Here is a 16,043-nt window from a genome sequence, read left to right as displayed (position 1 = left end):
CGGCGTCCAAAATCGTCCAGACTTCGGTCATCCGGCCCGCTCGCGCCGCACACTCATCTGCGTGGAGTCACCGGCCACGGGGGTCAGGGGGTCGCTGGTGCGGCGCCCTGGCAGGCCGGTCGAACCCGGACCCCGGTCCCGCGCCCTGCCCCAGTACACGGCGCGGGACCGGTCTGCTCTCCGGCGCAGCACGCCCGTAACGGGCCCGACATGCGCGGCCGAAGTGAGGACCATCTAACGGCCCCTTGTTCCGGATGAAACTCCGCCGAAACCCGCGATTCCTTGACTGAGCTCCATCACCAGCCGCCCGACCTGGGCGGACGGGCCGGTGGAGGGGTACGCGATGCCGGAACGGTACGTGTTGGTGCGCTGGCCGGACGGCGTGGCGCAACGGATCTACTCACCCTCGACAGTGGTCGAGGACTTCTTCTCGGCCGGGCAGCGGATGCCGGTCGGCGAGTTCGTCGCCACCAGCCGGACGGCTCTGACCGAGGCGAGCGAGCGGGTGCGGCAGGCGTACGGGTTCCCGTGCGGAAACGCCGCCCGCAGCCTGGCCCTCGTCGAGGCCCGCGCCGTGGCGCAGCCCTCCGGCGACGTGCTCGTCGAGGGGATCGAGTCGTGAGCGCGGCCCACACCGGCGTCGCGGTGATCGGCGGCGGCCAGGCCGGGCTGAGCATGAGCTGGTATCTGCGGCAACGCGGGGCCGACCACGTGGTGCTCGAGCGCGACCGGGTCGGGCACGAGTGGCGCGACCGGCGGTGGGACTCGTTCTGCCTGGTCACCCCCAACTGGCAGTGCCGGTTGCCGGGCTATGCCTACAGCGGGGACGATCCGGACGGTTTCATGGCCGGCTCCGAGGTGGTCACGTTTCTCGAGAAGTACGCCGCGAGCTTCGACCCGCCCCTGCGCGAAGGGGTGGCGGTGACGCGCCTGCGTCGTACGGGAAACGTCTTTGAACTGCTCACCAGCGACGGCACGCTCACCGCCGACCAGGTCGTGATCGCGACGGGCGGCTATCACCGGCCGGCGATGCCGCGGCTGGCCGAGAAGCTGCCGCCGGACGTCCTGCAGGTGCACTCGTCGCAGTACCGCAACCCGGACCAGCTGCCTGCGGGCGACGTGCTGGTGGTGGGGACCGGGCAGTCCGGGTGCCAGATCGCCGAGGACCTGCACCTGGCCGGGCGGCGGGTGCACCTGGCGGTCGGCAGCGCGCCCCGGGCGGCCCGGCGGTATCGCGGCCGGGACACTCTGGCCTGGCTCGAGGAGATGGGCCATTACGACAAGAGCGTGCACGAGTTCGGCAATGCGGACGAGGTGCGGCTGCGGGCCAACCACTACATGACCGGACGCGGCGGCGGCCGCGACATCGATCTGCGCCGGTTCGCCACCGAGGGGATGCAGCTTCACGGCCGTCTGCTTGACATATCCGCTTCGTCGGTGACGTTCGCCGACGACCTCGCGCGCAATCTCGACAACGCCGACGCCGTGGCCGAAGGCATCAAAGACGCTATCGACGCATATATCGGACAGCGTGGGATCGAGGCGCCCGTGGAGAAGCGGTACGAGCCGGTGTGGACGCCCGGCGTGCCCGCAGCTTCACCCGGGGCGCCGACAGCTTCGCCCGGCGTGCCCGCAGGTTCGTCCGGCGTTCCCACAGCTTCGCCCGGCGTGCCCGCGGCTCCGCTCGAGGTTCGCCGACTCGGCGCCGTCGTCTGGGCCACCGGCTTCCACCGCGATCACCGTTGGGTAGAGGTGCCGGTCTTCGACGGCCGTGGCTATCCGACCCACGACCGCGGCGTCACGAGTTGCCCGGGGCTGTACTTCCTGGGGCTGCCGTGGCAGCACACGTGGGGGTCGGGGCGCTTCGCCGGCGTCGCGCGCGACGCCGAGCACCTGTGCGATCAAATCAGCCGGGCCCGGCGCATGCAGGTGGCCGAGGGAGTGAGCTGGCTGGCCGGAACGCCGACCGAGACATACCCGGACCTGGAGTGGGCGGCATGACCGGTGCTGGCCATGACCGGTGCTGGCCTCGTGTGCGGTTCCGGAGTGAGTGGACCGACCGGCGCTGCCGGCGTTCCCGGACCCAGAGGGGCCGCATGACTCACGATGTTGTCGGCGTGCCCGGTTGCGGAGTGGGTGGTGTGACGCCGACCTGCCCGGCGCCGCCGACGAGGTGCCCAGCCGCAACGAGTGCTGGCGGCGTGCTCATTTTCGCTGGCGGCCTGTGCGGTTCTGGAGTGCGCGGATTGACCGGTGCGGCAGGCGTTCCCGCCCATGGTGCGAGCGGTCCGACCGGTTCCGCCGGTGTGGTCGGCGGAGGTGCGGCATGACGCACGATGCGCACCGCCATCTCGGCGTGCTGCCGGCCTATCCGTTCTATGGCGGGCCGCCGGTCAAACCGGACGTGACCGCGCGGGCGACGATCGACGAGCTGGTGCGGGACCTCGATCGGGAGAAGACTTCGCGGGCGCTGATCCTGCCCAACTACGGGGTGCCCGACCCCGAGGTGGCGTTCGGCTTCAACGATCTCGTCGTCGAGGCCGCTCAGCGGGACGAGCGTCTGCGTTGCGGTCTGTGGGTGAGCGCTCTGGAGAGCGATCGTGCGCGCACCGCGCAGGCGTTGAAGCTCGCGGGCGAACCCGGCGTACGGGCCCTCAAGATCAGTTTTCTGCTCGGCGGGAGCATCGACGACCCGGGGCTCGAGCCGATCTTCGCCGCCGCCCGCGAACACAACCTGGTCGTTCATGTGCACACTTCGCCCGGCGCGGCGTCCGACATCGACAGGGTCGGGCAGCTGGTCGAGCGGCACGGCGACGATGTGCGCATCCATCTTGTTCATTTCGGTGGCGGGATGAGCGGTCACATCAAGCTGATCAGCGGCCGGTTCTTCGACTGGATCACGGCCGGCAAGCAGGTCTACACCGACCTGTCGTGGGCCATCGGCTTCGCCCCGCGGTGGCTGGCCGACGAGATCGACCACCGCGGGATCGGGCACGACCGGGTGCTGTTCGCCAGCGACGAGCCGTGGGGCGACCACGCCGGCGAGCTGGCCCGCCTCCAAGCCGCGGCGTCCGGGCGTGAGCTCGGCGACGCCGTCTTCCGGACCAATTTCGAAAAGCTGTACGGCTGACCCCATCGACAACAAAGACGACAAGACACAAGACACAAGGAGACGACCGTGACCGATCTGACCGACCTCGAGCAGAAGAGCCTCAACGAGATCCCGCACCCGGCCCTGTCCGAGGGATCCAGCATCTACGGCGGCACCAAGGTCTTCCCCGACTACAAGGCCGAGGAGGGGCAGAGCTACTTCACGCTCGTGCACGGCATCGCGCACGAGTCGTCCGTCAGCTTCGTCGCCGTCCTGCAGGCCACCCGGGCGCTGCGCAAGGGATTCGAGGCGGCGATCTACTTCTACGGCCCCGGCTCGCTGAACTGCCTGGCCACCCGCGGCTTCCCGACCACCGGCACGAGCGCCTTCCCGGGCGAGCACAACATCAACAATTCGCTCAAGACCTTCATGGCCGAGGGCGGCAAGGTCTACTGCTGCCGGTTCGGCCTGTCGCTGCACGGCGCGCGCGAGGAGGACCTGATCGAGGGCGTCATCCCCACGCACCCGCTCGACGTGCAGGACGCGCTCATCCACTATGCGCGCAAGGGCGCGATCATCAACTCGACGTACCAGCTCTGATCCCGATGTCCCTCGACGTTCGAGCCGACCTCGCCGTACGCGGCGTGCGGGTGCCCACACCCGTGCGCCGCCCGGCGGGGGCCGGTCCCAGCGACGACGGCCACCTGGTGATCGACGGGGGCAACGCCGCCCTCCCGATCAACCCGCAAAGTCCCTATTCCGTACGGGATGACCGGCTGTGGCTCGGCGAGTCGGACACCGGCCTTTCGCTCACAGTCGTGCACCGCCCCCGTTTCTACGACCTGTCCACAGCGGACGGCATCCCGTACGAGAAAATTGCGCGTTTGCACGGCCGCGACGTGCTGGCGACCACAGTCGTGCAAACGTGCATCCGGTACGCGGAAAACGAGCGCTGCCGTTTCTGCACGATCGAGGAGTCGCTGCACGCCGGCGCAACCGTAGCCGCCAAGACACCGGCTCAGCTGGCCGAGGTCGCCGAGGCGGCCGTCCGGCTCGACGGCATCCGCCAGATGGTCATGACGACCGGAACCACCGTCGGCCCCGACCGCGGTGCGCGCAACCTCGTGCGTTCGGTGCGCGCGGTGCTCGACCGGGTCCCCGGCCTGCCGATCCAGGTCCAGATCGAGCCCCCCGGCGACCTGACCGTCATCCAGGACCTGCACAACGCCGGCGCGGTGTCGATCGGCATCCACGCCGAGGCCCTCGACGACGAGATCCGCCGCAGATGGATGCCCGGCAAGGGTTCCGTGCCCATGGCCGAGTACGAGGCGGCGTGGGACTACGCAGTCTCGGTCTTCGGCCGCAACCAGGTCTCGACGTACCTGCTGATCGGCTTGGGCGAGAACCCCGACGACCTGGTGGAAGGCTGCCGCAACCTGATCGCGCGCGGCGTCTACCCGTTCGTTGTCCCGTTCCGCCCGATGCCGGGAACGCTCGCGCGCCGAGACGGGGTGCCCGCCCCGGCGCCGTCGCTCGTGCGCGACGTCTCCGCCCGAGTAGCAGCCCTGCTGAAGGAAGCCGGAATGCTAGGAGCCGACCAGACCGCAGGCTGCGCCGCGTGCGGCGCCTGCGGCGTCCTGCAGGCGGCCGGCGGATGACCAAACGCGCAACGTCACGCAGCAACGCGCAGTCAACCACTCCCGCACAAAGCACCCGCGCCCAAGCCGCCGACCGTCCGCTCATGTTCATAAGCTCGCGCATACACGGTCAACCGGGCGAGGACCGTCGACCGTACGTGGATGAGCGACCGCGCGTGGATGAGCAACTGCGCGCAGTTGAGCGAGTGCGCGATGAGCGACTGCACGGGGATGAGCGACGCTGCGCGATTGAGCAACCACGGGCACGTGCGGGTGCGGGTGCGCGAAGAGTTGAGCGGTCATGCGCATTTGAGCAGCGGGGAGTGGGTTCGCGGCGGTGGGCGATCGGCGCAATGCGCGGGGATGAACGGTCGCGCGTAGTTGCTCGGTTGCTTGTGGATGAGCGACTGCACGTGGCTGAGCGGGTGCGCGTGGATGAGCACCTGGCTGAGCGGGTGCGCGTGGATGAGCGAGTGCGCTGTTTTGAGCGGAGCTTTCTAGGGGGCGGCGGTGACTGATCTTGTGCCGGCGCTGCTGGGGGCGCCGCGGTTTTTGATTGAGCCTGCGCGAGTGCGCACTGACTACTACCGGCTGCGGCGGCGGGTGTTCGTGGGGGAGCAAGGGCTGTTCGCGGGTAGCGACCTGGATGACCGGGATGATGATTCGCGCACGATTGTGCTCGAGGCGCGCGATTCGAGTGGGGCTCTGCTGGGTGGGGTACGGCTGGGGCCGGTTGCGGAGGGACCGGACATCGGGTGGTGGCAAGGTGGCCGTTTGGTAGTCGATCCGGCTGTGCGGGGGGCGCAGCGGATCGGGCCGGCGCTTGTGCGTGCGGCGTGTGCGGCGGCGGAGCAGGCGGGGGCGTTGCGGTTCGAGGCGACGGTTCAGGTTCGGTTCCGGCGGATGTTCGAGCGGCTGGGCTGGCAGGCGGTGCGGGCAGTGAGCGTGGCCGGGCGGCCCCACCACCTGATGCGGTGGCCGATCGGGCGGATCGCGGCCCTGGCTGCGGCGACCAAGAATCCGCTGGGCGGGCTGCTGGACGGGCTCAACCCGGGTGGGGCCGGGTTCGTCGGGGACGACGGGGCTCCCGTACCGGGAACGGATCTGATTGCGGCCTGTGATGCGATTCTGCCGTCGATGGTGGAGCGGGATCCGGCCTGGGCGGGCTGGTGTGCGGTTCTGGTCAATGTGAATGATCTGGCGGCCATGGGGGCCACGCCGGTCGGGCTGCTCAACGCGGTGGGGGCGCGCGATGCGACGGCCGCGGCCGGGATTCTTGCTGGACTGCGGGCGGGCGCCGAGGCGTACGGGATCCCGATTCTGGGTGGGCACACTCAGCTGGGCGTGCCGGCGGCGCTGTCGGCGACGGCTCTTGGGCGGGCCGCGCACCCGGTGCCGGGTGGTGGCGGCCGGGCCGGCCAGCGGATTCGGCTCACGGCCGACCTTGGTGGCGGGTGGCGTCCGGGATATCAGGGGCGGCAGTGGGATTCCACCAGCCGGCGAAGCGGTGCGGATCTGCGGGCGATGCAGGGGTTCGTGGCGGCGGCCCGGCCCGCGGCGGCCAAGGACGTGTCGATGGCGGGTGTCGTCGGGACGCTCGGGATGCTCGCCGAGGCCAGCGGCTGCGGGGCAGTCCTCGACGTGGCGGCGGTGCCACGACCGGCCGCGGCGACGATGGGGGACTGGCTCACGTGTTTCCCGGGGTTCGCGATGCTGACGGCCGGGCCGCAGCGTCCGGCGCCGACCGGGCCGGCCGTCACCGCCGAATGCGGCGAACTCGTCGCCGGCCGTGGCGTCGGCCTGCGCTGGCCGGACGGGGAAGTCACCACCGCGTTGGCCGGCGCCGTGACCGGCATGGGGGCCGTGGCATGAGTGGCGCGTACGGGAAACCGGATCTGTGGCATGAACGGCGGGCACGGTGAGTGCGAGGAGGGACGGCATGATCAAAGTGGCTGCGGTCGCGGAGGGGTTCGACCGTGATCTCGACGAGGACTTCCACCGCATCGAGAAGCTGATCGCGGCGGCCCGGGCTGAGGGCGTACGGCTGCTGGCTCTGCCTGAGGCCTGTCTGGGGGGCTATCTCGCCGATCTGGACGGGGACGCCGAACGGCCTCCGGCACTGCGCGTCGACGGGGCCGAGATCGGGCGGCTGATCGAGCTCGCGGGCGACATGGTGGTGTGCGCGGGCTATTGCGAGGACGGGGGCGACGGCGCGCGGTACAACAGCGTGGTCTGCGTCGGCGATGGGCGCGTGCTCGGCAATCATCGGAAAGTGCACCAGCCGCTGCGCGAAGATGCCAGTTACTCGTCGGGGGACTCGTTCGCGGCGTTCGACACTCCGGTCGGGCGGGTCGGGCTGATGATCTGCTATGACAAGGCGTTTCCGGAGTCGGCGCGTTCGCTGGCCCTGGACGGCGCGGAGATCATCGTTTGTGTGTCGGCCTGGCCGGGGTCGCGGACGAACGCGCCGGAGGACCTGGCCGAGGATCGGTGGACGCGCCGGTTCGACCTGTTCGACCGGACCCGAGCTCTGGAGAACCAGGTGGTGTGGTTGTCGGCCAATCAGGCGGGCACGTTCGGGTCGTTGCGGTTCGTGTGCAGCGCCAAGGTCGTCGACCCGGGCGGGGATGTGCTGGCCACGACCGGCTGCGCGCCCGGGATGGCCGTCGCCACCGTTGACGTCGCCGGGTCGCTCGCGGCCGCGCGGCGGTACATGGGACATCTGCGCGATCGCCGACCGGCCGCGTACCTCTGATGGCCGTTACCAGGATCGCGGCCGCCGCGGCGCATTTCGGGCGCGACCTCGAGCACGACCTCGGGCGGATCGGAAAGCTGATCGGTGACGCCCGCGACGCCGGGGCCGGACTGCTCGTGCTGCCCGACGCGGCGCTCGGCGGATACCTGGCCGACCTGCGCCGTCCCGACCCGGCCGCGTTGCCGCCCGCCCTCAAGCCGGACGATTCGATCTTCGAGCAGATCGCCGCGGCGGCCCGGGACATGGTCGTCTGTGTCGGGTTCTGCGAGGCCGACGGCGACGATCGTTACAACGCGGCCGTCTGCCTGACCGGCGACGCCGTGCTCGGCCGGCATCGCAAGGTTCACCTGCCGGCGGCCGAGGGCATCGCGTACCGGGCCGGGGACACGTTCGCCGCGTTCGACACGCCGGTCGGGCGGATCGGCATGCTGATCGACTACGACAAGACGTTCCCGGAATCGGCGCGCACGCTGGCCCGCGACGGCGCGCAGATCGTGGCCTGCCTGTCGGCGTGGCCCGCGAGCATCACCAACGCCGCGCCGAAGATGTCGCAGGACCGTCAGTCGCGGCTGTTCGACCTTTATGACTGTGCCCGCGCCGCCGAGAACCAGGTCGTCGTCGTGTCGTCCAACCAGACCGGGGCCGCGGGCGGCATGCGTTTCCTCGGCCAGGCCAAGGTGGTCGGCCCGGCCGGCAACGTCCTCGCCCGTACGTGGGCCAAAGCGGGTCTGGCCGTGGCCGAGCTGGACGTCGCGGGGGAGATCGCCGCCGCGCGACGGGTCCTGAGCCACCTCGACGAGCTGCGTCCCGGAGCGTACCGGTGAAGATCGCGCTGTTGACCTATTCGACACGGCCCCGCGGCGGGGTCGTGCACACCCTGTCGCTGGCCGAGGCGCTGGCCGCCCTCGGACACGACGTCACCGTATGGACCCTCGGCCGGGGCGGCGGCTTCTTCCGTCCGGTCGACCCGCGCGTGCACCTCGCCGTGGTGCCGTTCCCCGACCGCCCCGGCGAGTCCGTCGGCGCCCGCATTTTGCGTTCGATCAAGCTTCTGCGAGAGGCTTTCACCCCTTGCGCGTACGACTTGGTGCACTCCCAGGACTGCATCAGCGCCAACGCCGTGGACCGTTGCGTGCGCACGGTGCACCACATCGACCAGTTCACGACGCCCGAGCTGATCGCCTGCCACGAAAAGGCCCTGACCCGCCCGTACGCGCACATCTGCGTCTCGTCGGCCGTGGCGGCGGAGCTGCGCGACGGCTGGGGCCGGACCGCCACCGTGATCCCCAACGGCGTCGCGTACGACCGTTTCGCCTCGGCCCGGCCCGCTTCGCCGGGATACCCGTACCTGTTGTCGGTGGGCGGCATCGAACCCCGCAAGGGCTCGCTGGACCTGCTGCGGGCGTACGCCCTCATGGACAGGTCGCTGCGCCTGGTCATCGCCGGCGGCGAGACGCTGTTCGACTACCGGGCCTATCGCGCCGAATGGGATGCCCTGGCCGCCTCGCTGGACGTGACGCCGTCGGTACTCGGGCCGGTGCCCGACGACGAACTGCCGTCCCTGATGGCCGGCGCCGCCGTGTTCGCCTTTCCCTCGACCAAGGAGGGCTTCGGACTGGCCGCGATGGAAGCCCTGGCCGCCGGCGTCCCGGTGGTGGTCCGCGACCTCCCGGTGCTGCGCGAGGTCTTCGGCGACGCCGTCACCTACGGCACCGGCCCGGCGTCGCTGGCCGAGGCGCTGACCACCGCGATCAAGGAACCCGACCCGGCGCGCCAGGCGGCCGGGCGTGCGTTGGCCGCCGCGCATACGTGGGAGTCGGCCGCCCGGCGGCACGTCGCCTTCTACGAGTCCCTCTGACTCCGGCGCCTGTCCGGTCCTTGTGATTCGCGCGCGTGGCTTCCCGCCTTTGTGATTGCCGCGCGCGGCTATCCGGTCAGCCTTCGGGCGTGTCCGAGACCGGTGGCCGCCAGCGCCCCGACGACGGTGGCGGCCAGATCGGCGGCGGTGTCCGGGGCGTCGATGCGGATCGAGCCGACACCGATGATGTTCACGGCCAGCCACTCGTACAGCTCCCACGCCAGGCCGGCCGTGATGGCCAGGGTGGCGGCCGGGAAGCGTGTCGCCGAGGCGTCGAGCGCGACGACGATGGCCGCCGGCACCAGCGTATGCATCATCGTGTCGACGCCGGGGACCTCGTAGAGCTTGGTGGTCGCGGCGACCGTGGCCGCCACCGCGGTGAAGGCGACCGCCGCTGCCGCCGAGGGCCGCAGATCGGCCCGGCGCAGCAGAACCATCGCCGCCGACAAGATCAGAAATCGAATGGCGAGTTCATTTCTCGATTGCAGGAGCATGAGAACGAATCCGGCCAGGGCCACGAATTCGCCCGCCCGGGCGGTCCAGTCGGAAATGCGGCTGTCCGGCATGATGCGAATGCTATGCCGGGGCGGGGTGAATCGATAGGCTCCGAGTCGTCAAGCCGACCGACTTCGGGGAGGCGCGGGAATGGGCACGGAACAGGACGACAAGGGCGCGTCGCTGGATCTTCAGCATGTGGCCACCTATGGCGCGGCCGGGCTGGTGCTCTTCACGCTTCTCAAGGCGTACGCGAGTGCGAACTTCTCGCTGACGACGGCGGCTGCGCTCCTCACCACCGCGCCGATCAGCGTGCTGCTGGGCACCATGACCTCGTACAGCTATCAGATCTTTCCGTTGCTCTTCATCGCCTTCGCGGGCGGCGCCGTCCTCCTGTGGCGACGGCACGGCTGGGGGCCGCTCACGACGATCACCACGCTGTGTGCCGTGCTGGCCCTGGCGGTGTCCCCGGCTCCCTATCTCTGGCAGCAGCTGGAAATTGTCGCGCTTATCGGGCTCGGTCTCGTTTTCGCCGGGCGCCTGATATCCGCCTTTCCCTCCTGGTGGCGCCGAAAATCGGGAATTCATCCGGACAATCCGCCTTTCCGGCCGTGGCGTTTCGTCGGAAGTCCGTCCTTCGGCGCGGCCGTACTCGGCATTGCCGTGCTGATCATGATTGTGCGGACGCTCACCAATTTGTGGCTTCCGGTCGAAGCCCTCATCTACGGCCCGAGCGAGTCCTGTGCAGTGAACGTCGCCCGGGTCCAGGAAAACGACAAGTGGCGGACGATCGCGACCGCCCGGGGCTGCCGCGTGACGGTCGGCCACATCCTCGACAGCGGCGAACGCTGGACCACGACGGTCTCGGCAACCGACCGGGCGCTTCGCCGGGTGCCGACCGAGGACATCCGCTACCGGGAACTGTGCCACCTCTCCGGTGTGCAGCCCGCCGGGGTGCGTCCCCTGATCTGGGCCGTCACCGGCCGCGTGTATCGGTCAGCTAACACGTCCTGCGACATCGTCATCGGCAACATCGTCGGCGCGACTCTCGACACGGGGGCTCTGCCCGCCAAGTGACTGGTGAGCCGGCCACCGTCCTGACCCCGGACGCCGCAATGCGTCCACGTCGCCCCGGTTCCAGAGTCGCCGGCCGCCCCGGTTCCAGAGTCGCCGGCGGAGGGCCGCCCTTGGCGGAGACCCGGAATGCCTCCACGGACCGGTCGCCACCTCGGCCCGAGCAGACGGTGGGGCCGCCCCCGTTTTCGCCGTCTACTGAGACTTCCGACAGTGGGAGGCTCAGTGTCCGACGAAGAGAAGCCCCAGAAGCCGCCGCGCCACAAGTTGTGGGCGCAGGACGCCATGGCCGAGGTGGAAGTGCTGAAGGCGCGGCTCCGGGTCTCCTCGGCGCGCGTCGCGGTGGCCCGTGGCACCCTGCCTGTGCATCCGTCGGCGGAACGGGAAGTCACCATCAAATGCGTCGAGCGGCTGCTGAAGTGTGCCGCCGACGCGGCCTGCGGGATCTCGCCGCGGTATCGCGCGGTGTCCAGCTGGTGGTCGGGCAGCTGCATCGAGGCCGCCTTCCGCAACCTGCACAACGCCGAAGCCATGCTGGTCCTGCTCTACAACCAGGAGGAGTTGCGGGCCGAGACACCCGAGGCGGTGCGGCGGGCCATCGAGGCGATCCCGGCCAGTAGCCCGATGCGTTCCCTGGCCGGTGATCTCGCGAAGGCCCGCAAGGACCACACCCGGATCGACGCCGCCGACCTGTCCAAGGTGATCGAGGCTGGGCATGCCGCGGCCGACCGGCAGCGGGCCCGCCTGCGTACGTTCCGCAACGTGCTGATCACGGGGATGGCCCTGGCCACGTTTCTGCTCGTGGCGATCGTCGTGATGGCCGCCGTCCGGCCCGACCTGGCGCCGCTGTGCTTCGTGCAGGAGCCACCGCCCGCCGCGCCGCTGCCCAACATTGCCTGCCCGGTCCGGGCGCTGCGCAACGACAACCTGAGCCTGTTGCACACCGCACCCACGCGATGGGACTTCGGAGTGGTGGCGGCACTGGGCCTGCTCGGCGGCGCCCTGTCCTCGGCGTTGTTCATCCGCGACCTCTACGCCAACGCCACGCCCTACAACGTCACCGTCCCGTTGGCGCTGCTCAAACTGCCGGCCGGCGCCCTGACCGGCCTGGCCGGCATCATCCTGCTGGCCGGCGAGTTCGTGCCCGGCTTCAGCGCCATCGACAAGCCGATCCAGATCCTCGCGTACGCCCTGGTGTTCGGCTTCGCCCAGCAATTGTTCACGCACTACCTCGACCAGCGGGCGCAACGCCTGGTCAACGCCGTCCCGACCAAGACCCGGGGGACCGACACGGCCGATCCGGCGCCGGCAGACCTGCGCTGACGTGGTCGCGGCCGTCCGGTCTCCGGCGTAACCCTGGGGAGCGGGGCGGTCGAACCGGCGCCAGTGGACTTGCGCTGACGTGTTTGCGGCCGTGCCGGGATTCGTCCTGTCTGCGGCGGACCGGGGCGGTGGACCTGGTAGCAGCGGGTCTTCGCTGACGTGATCGCGGCCGTGACGCGGGCGCCCGCCGGGCCGGAGCGGACTCGCCGGGGTTGGTTCGGTGGGTTGTGAGCAGAGGAAAACGGGCTGCGTCCGGTACGTCGCCGGTTTACGGTGGCCGCCATGGAAACGGGTGCCGAGGGCTTTACGGGCAGCGCGGCGCCGAGTAACGGGCGGGGTGCGGGCTCAACTCCCGTGAGCAGACTGGGTGCGGGACGGGACGTCACCGAGGCCAACCGGGCCGCCTGGAATGTGATCGCGGGGCGGCGGTCGGGTGTGGCCATCGAACGGCTCCGGGCGGGTGGGGTGTGCCTGGAGGACTTCGAGTTGCGGCTGGCCGGCGATGTTGCCGGGCGGCGGGTGGTGCAGCTGGCCTGCTCGTACGGAGATGAAGTGCTCTCGTGGGCCAACCTCGGTGCGCGGGCGACGGGGGTCGACATTTCCGACGTCGCGGTGTCACGGGCTCGGGAGCGGGCCGCCGAAGCGGGGATCGCGGCCGACTTCCGGCGTGGGGACATGATGGATCCGCCCGGGGATCTGGCCGGGCTGGATCTCGTTCATCTCAGCTGGGGAGCTGTCTGCTGGGTTCCCGACCTGGCCGGGTTCGCGTCCATGGTGGCAGGGCGGCTGCGGCCGGGCGGGGCAGTGCTGTTGTGCGATCACCATCCGGCCTGGGAGGTGCTGTCCGTCCGGGAGGCGGACCGGTTGGCGGTGATGGGGGACTACTTCGGCCGGGGGCGGCCGCACACGGGGCAGGACGACGCCAAACTGCCGGAGGGCGCTCGGGGAGAAGCGGATGCGCCGCGGTTCTCGACTTTCGTCTGGCCGGTCAGCGATGTCGTGATGGCGCTGGTCGGGGCCGGGTTCCGGATCGACGAGTTCTTCGAGGCGGCTGAGCCCCGTCTCTACGCGGGGCTGGGAGAAGCCGCCGCCGCACTGCCCGCGTACTACGTCATCAAGGCCACCCGGACTGCCGGTGGGGCCGGCTGACGGTCGTTTCGCCGGCGTGTGGCCGGCGGCTGCGGTGCGCGGCTGACGACGGTCAATGGCTGTGCCAGGCGGTATGCGGCGATGGCCTCCGGCTTGCGCCGGCGGTGTGCGGCCGACGATCCACGGCCCGTTGCGACCGCGGCGTGCGGCCGGCGTCCTGCCCGTGTGCGACCGCGGCGTGCGGCCGGCGTCCTGCCCGTGTGCGACCGCGGCGTGCGGCCGGCGTCCTGTCGTGTGCGACCGCGGCGTGCAGCGACCGCCCGCTGTGTGCTGCTGCTGCCTGCGGCTCCGACGTGCACCGACCGCCGCCGCGTGCGGCTGGGCCCGGGGACGCGCGGGTGACTGGAAGCGCTGTCATAAACGCGTTGTTTCTGGCTCGTTGACATGGCGTCACCACCTGCATCAATATGTCTCCATGTCTCTATGGGAGCGCTCCCGCAGTGTGGCCGTGGTCGGGGCGGCTGTTTTGATCGCGGCTGGTGTGGCGGTGCCGGCCAGTGCCGCGGAAGAGGTCGAGCAGGTCGTCAACGGCGGCTTCGACAACGGTACGGATCCGTTCTGGGCCAACGGGGGCATGACGCTCGCGCTGGACGGCGGCGGGGCCTGTGTGGATGTGCCGGGAGGCACCGCCAACAAATGGGACGCGATCGTCGGGCAGAACGACATCGACCTGGTCGCGGGGGAGAGCTACCGGTTCTCGTTCGACGCCAGTGGCAGCGCGGCGAAGTCGGTGCGCGCGGTGGTCGGGCTGGCGGTCGACCCGTACGACACCTACTTCGAGCAGTCGCCGGTGCTGGGCGACAAGCAGCACTACGAGTGGACCTTCACGGCGAGCGCGAGCACCGCGCAGGGGCAGGTCGCGTTCCAGCTCGGCGGCAGCCCGGACCCCTGGAGGTTCTGCGTGGACAACGTGTCGCTGGTCGGCGGGGTGCCGCCCGAGGTCTACCAGCCGGACACCGGACCGCGAGTGCGGGTCAACCAGGTCGCGTACCTGCCCAAGGGGCCCAAGGCGGCCACGGTCGTGACGGACAAGACGACGGCGGTCGCGTGGGAACTGCGCAACAGCGCGGGCAAGTCGCTGCTCAAGGGCCGCACGCAGCCGCGCGGGGTCGACGCGTCGAGCGGGCAGAACGTGCACACGATCGACTTCGGCGCCTACAAGAAGCAGGGCGCCGGCTTCACCCTGACGGCGGACGGCGAGACCAGCCGGCCCTTCGACATCAGCGCGGACGCGTACGCGAAACTGCGCACCGACGCCCTGAAGTTCTACTACACCCAGCGCAGCGGCATCGCGATCGACGACGCGCTGCGCCCCGGCTACGGGCGCCCGGCCGGTCACGTCGACGTCGCCCCCAACCAGGGTGACGGGAACGTGCCCTGCCAGGCCGGCGTGTGCGACTACCGCCTGGACGTGCGCGGCGGCTGGTACGACGCGGGCGACCACGGCAAGTACGTGGTGAACGGCGGCATCTCGGTGTGGGAGCTGCTCAGCGCGTACGAGCGCCCGCTCGGCCTGCGCAAGGTCGGCCTGTCCATCCCGGAGAGCGGCAACGGCACCCCGGACGTGCTCAACGAGGTGCGCTGGGAACTCGACTTCCTGCTCAAGATGCAGGTCCCGGCCGGCCACCCGTACGCGGGCATGGTGCACCACAAGATCCACGACCAGAACTGGACCGGGCTGCCGCTGCTGCCGAACCTGGACCCGCAACCGCGCGAGCTGCACCCGGTGTCGACCGCGGCCACGCTCAACCTGGCCGCCACGGCCGCGCAGGCGGCGCGCATCTACAAGAAGTACGACCGGGCGTTCGCGCAGCAGGCGCTGACCGCCGCGCGCACCGCCTACGCCGCCGCCAAGGCCAACCCGGCCCTGCTCGCCCCGGAATCCGACGGCGTGGGCGGCGGCGCCTACAACGACGCCAAGGTGTCCGACGACTTCTATTGGGCGGCCGCCGAACTGTTCCTCTCCACGGGGGAGAAGCAGTACCAGGTGGACGTGCTCGCGTCGCCCGAGCACACCGCCGACGTGTTCGGCGCCGGCGCCTTCGACTGGGGGAACACGGCCGCGGCCGGTCGCCTGGACCTGGCGCTGGTGCCGAACCGTCTGCCCGGCCTGGCCAAGGTGAAGGCGTCGGTGGTGGCCGGCGCCGACAAGTACGTGGCCATTCAGAAGCAGCACCCGTACGGCGTTCCGTACGCGCCCGCCGGCAACATGTGGGACTGGGGCTCGAACAGCACCATCCTCAACAACATGGTGGTCATCGCGGCCGCGCACGAGCTGACCGGCCGTGACCGGTACCGCGACGGCGTGCTGACCGGGCTCGACTACATCCTCGGCCGCAACGCGCTGAACATCTCCTACGTGACCGGGTACGGCGAGGTCAACTCGCACAACCAGCACAGCCGGTGGTACGCCAAGCAGCTCGACCCGGCCCTGCCCAACCCGCCGGTCGGCACGCTCGCCGGTGGCGCCAACTCCTCCATCCAGGACCCGTACGCCCAGAGCAAGCTCACCGGATGCGTCGGGCAGTTCTGCTACATCGACGACATCCAGTCCTGGTCGACCAACGAGCTGACGATCAACTGGAACGCGCCGCTGGCGTGGATCGCGGCTTACGTGGCGGCCCTGTAAAAGGGGTCGCTGACGCGGCGCGGGTGAGCATA

General features: G+C 70.4%; 15 protein-coding genes. 14 read left to right on the top strand and 1 reads right to left on the bottom strand.

Annotation, left to right across the window (positions count from 1 at the left end; translation table 11 throughout):
* The first annotated feature begins 343 nt into the window (after positions 1-343).
* From ACZ3I4_RS19715 to ACZ3I4_RS19670, 10 genes are all read left to right on the top strand, one after another.
* Complete coding sequence (locus ACZ3I4_RS19715) at positions 344-622, top strand: MSMEG_0570 family nitrogen starvation response protein (protein ID WP_465383386.1); 279 nt, start codon at positions 344-346, stop codon at positions 620-622.
* Complete coding sequence (locus ACZ3I4_RS19710; RefSeq protein ID WP_465383385.1) at positions 619-2,001, top strand: MSMEG_0569 family flavin-dependent oxidoreductase; 1,383 nt, start codon at positions 619-621, stop codon at positions 1,999-2,001. The genes ACZ3I4_RS19715 and ACZ3I4_RS19710 overlap by 4 nt, the downstream gene beginning before the upstream one ends.
* Positions 2,002-2,326: 325 nt before the next feature.
* Positions 2,327-3,130, top strand: a complete 804-nt coding sequence (locus ACZ3I4_RS19705; protein ID WP_465383384.1) for an amidohydrolase family protein — start codon at positions 2,327-2,329, stop codon at positions 3,128-3,130.
* A gap of 48 nt (positions 3,131-3,178) precedes the next feature.
* On the top strand, positions 3,179-3,691 hold the full coding sequence (locus tag ACZ3I4_RS19700; RefSeq protein WP_250029383.1) for an MSMEG_0572/Sll0783 family nitrogen starvation response protein: 513 nt from the start codon (positions 3,179-3,181) through the stop codon (positions 3,689-3,691).
* Between the two features lie 5 nt (positions 3,692-3,696).
* The gene (locus tag ACZ3I4_RS19695; RefSeq protein WP_465383383.1) at positions 3,697-4,749 is read left to right on the top strand and encodes an MSMEG_0568 family radical SAM protein; all 1,053 of its coding nucleotides are present in this window, start codon (positions 3,697-3,699) and stop codon (positions 4,747-4,749) included.
* Between the two features lie 141 nt (positions 4,750-4,890).
* Positions 4,891-5,109, top strand: a complete 219-nt coding sequence (locus ACZ3I4_RS19690; RefSeq protein WP_465383382.1) for a hypothetical protein — start codon at positions 4,891-4,893, stop codon at positions 5,107-5,109.
* A 141-nt stretch (positions 5,110-5,250) separates the two neighbouring features.
* Positions 5,251-6,600 carry an MSMEG_0567/sll0787 family protein gene (locus ACZ3I4_RS19685; RefSeq protein WP_465383381.1) on the top strand — a complete coding sequence of 450 codons (1,350 nt, stop codon included), beginning with the start codon at positions 5,251-5,253 and terminating at the stop codon, positions 6,598-6,600.
* A gap of 67 nt (positions 6,601-6,667) precedes the next feature.
* A complete protein-coding gene (locus ACZ3I4_RS19680; RefSeq protein WP_465383380.1) occupies positions 6,668-7,483 on the top strand; it encodes a carbon-nitrogen hydrolase family protein in 816 nt (271 codons plus the stop codon).
* On the top strand, positions 7,483-8,307 hold the full coding sequence (locus ACZ3I4_RS19675; RefSeq protein ID WP_465383379.1) for a carbon-nitrogen hydrolase family protein: 825 nt from the start codon (positions 7,483-7,485) through the stop codon (positions 8,305-8,307). Before ACZ3I4_RS19680 ends, ACZ3I4_RS19675 begins: the two co-directional genes overlap by 1 nt.
* Positions 8,304-9,341 carry an MSMEG_0565 family glycosyltransferase gene (locus ACZ3I4_RS19670; protein ID WP_465383378.1) on the top strand — a complete coding sequence of 346 codons (1,038 nt, stop codon included), beginning with the start codon at positions 8,304-8,306 and terminating at the stop codon, positions 9,339-9,341. The genes ACZ3I4_RS19675 and ACZ3I4_RS19670 overlap by 4 nt, the downstream gene beginning before the upstream one ends.
* Before the next feature lie 68 nt (positions 9,342-9,409).
* Here ACZ3I4_RS19670 and ACZ3I4_RS19665 read toward each other — a convergent pair whose 3' ends face one another.
* A complete protein-coding gene (locus tag ACZ3I4_RS19665) occupies positions 9,410-9,907 on the bottom strand; it encodes a DUF2238 domain-containing protein (RefSeq protein WP_465383377.1) in 498 nt (165 codons plus the stop codon).
* 79 nt (positions 9,908-9,986) lie between these two features.
* On the opposite strand from ACZ3I4_RS19665, the gene ACZ3I4_RS19660 reads away from it, so the two are divergent.
* The 4 genes from ACZ3I4_RS19660 (at position 9,987) to ACZ3I4_RS19645 (ending at position 16,011) form a co-directional block, all read left to right on the top strand.
* Positions 9,987-10,913, top strand: a complete 927-nt coding sequence (locus tag ACZ3I4_RS19660) for a hypothetical protein (RefSeq protein ID WP_465383376.1) — start codon at positions 9,987-9,989, stop codon at positions 10,911-10,913.
* A gap of 222 nt (positions 10,914-11,135) precedes the next feature.
* Entirely contained in the window at positions 11,136-12,233 is a 1,098-nt protein-coding gene (locus ACZ3I4_RS19655) for a hypothetical protein (protein WP_465383375.1), read from the top strand.
* A 354-nt stretch (positions 12,234-12,587) separates the two neighbouring features.
* Positions 12,588-13,382 (top strand): class I SAM-dependent methyltransferase, encoded by a 795-nt coding sequence (locus ACZ3I4_RS19650; RefSeq protein ID WP_465383374.1) that lies wholly within the window; start codon positions 12,588-12,590, stop codon positions 13,380-13,382.
* 415 nt (positions 13,383-13,797) lie between these two features.
* On the top strand, positions 13,798-16,011 hold the full coding sequence (locus tag ACZ3I4_RS19645) for a glycoside hydrolase family 9 protein (protein WP_465383373.1): 2,214 nt from the start codon (positions 13,798-13,800) through the stop codon (positions 16,009-16,011).
* The last annotated feature ends 32 nt before the right edge of the window (positions 16,012-16,043 follow it).

Source organism: Actinoplanes sp. NPDC021490 (assembly GCF_055562135.1).
The sequence above is the reverse complement of the archived record's forward strand: the minus strand, read 5'-3'. Positions and strand labels throughout refer to the sequence as shown.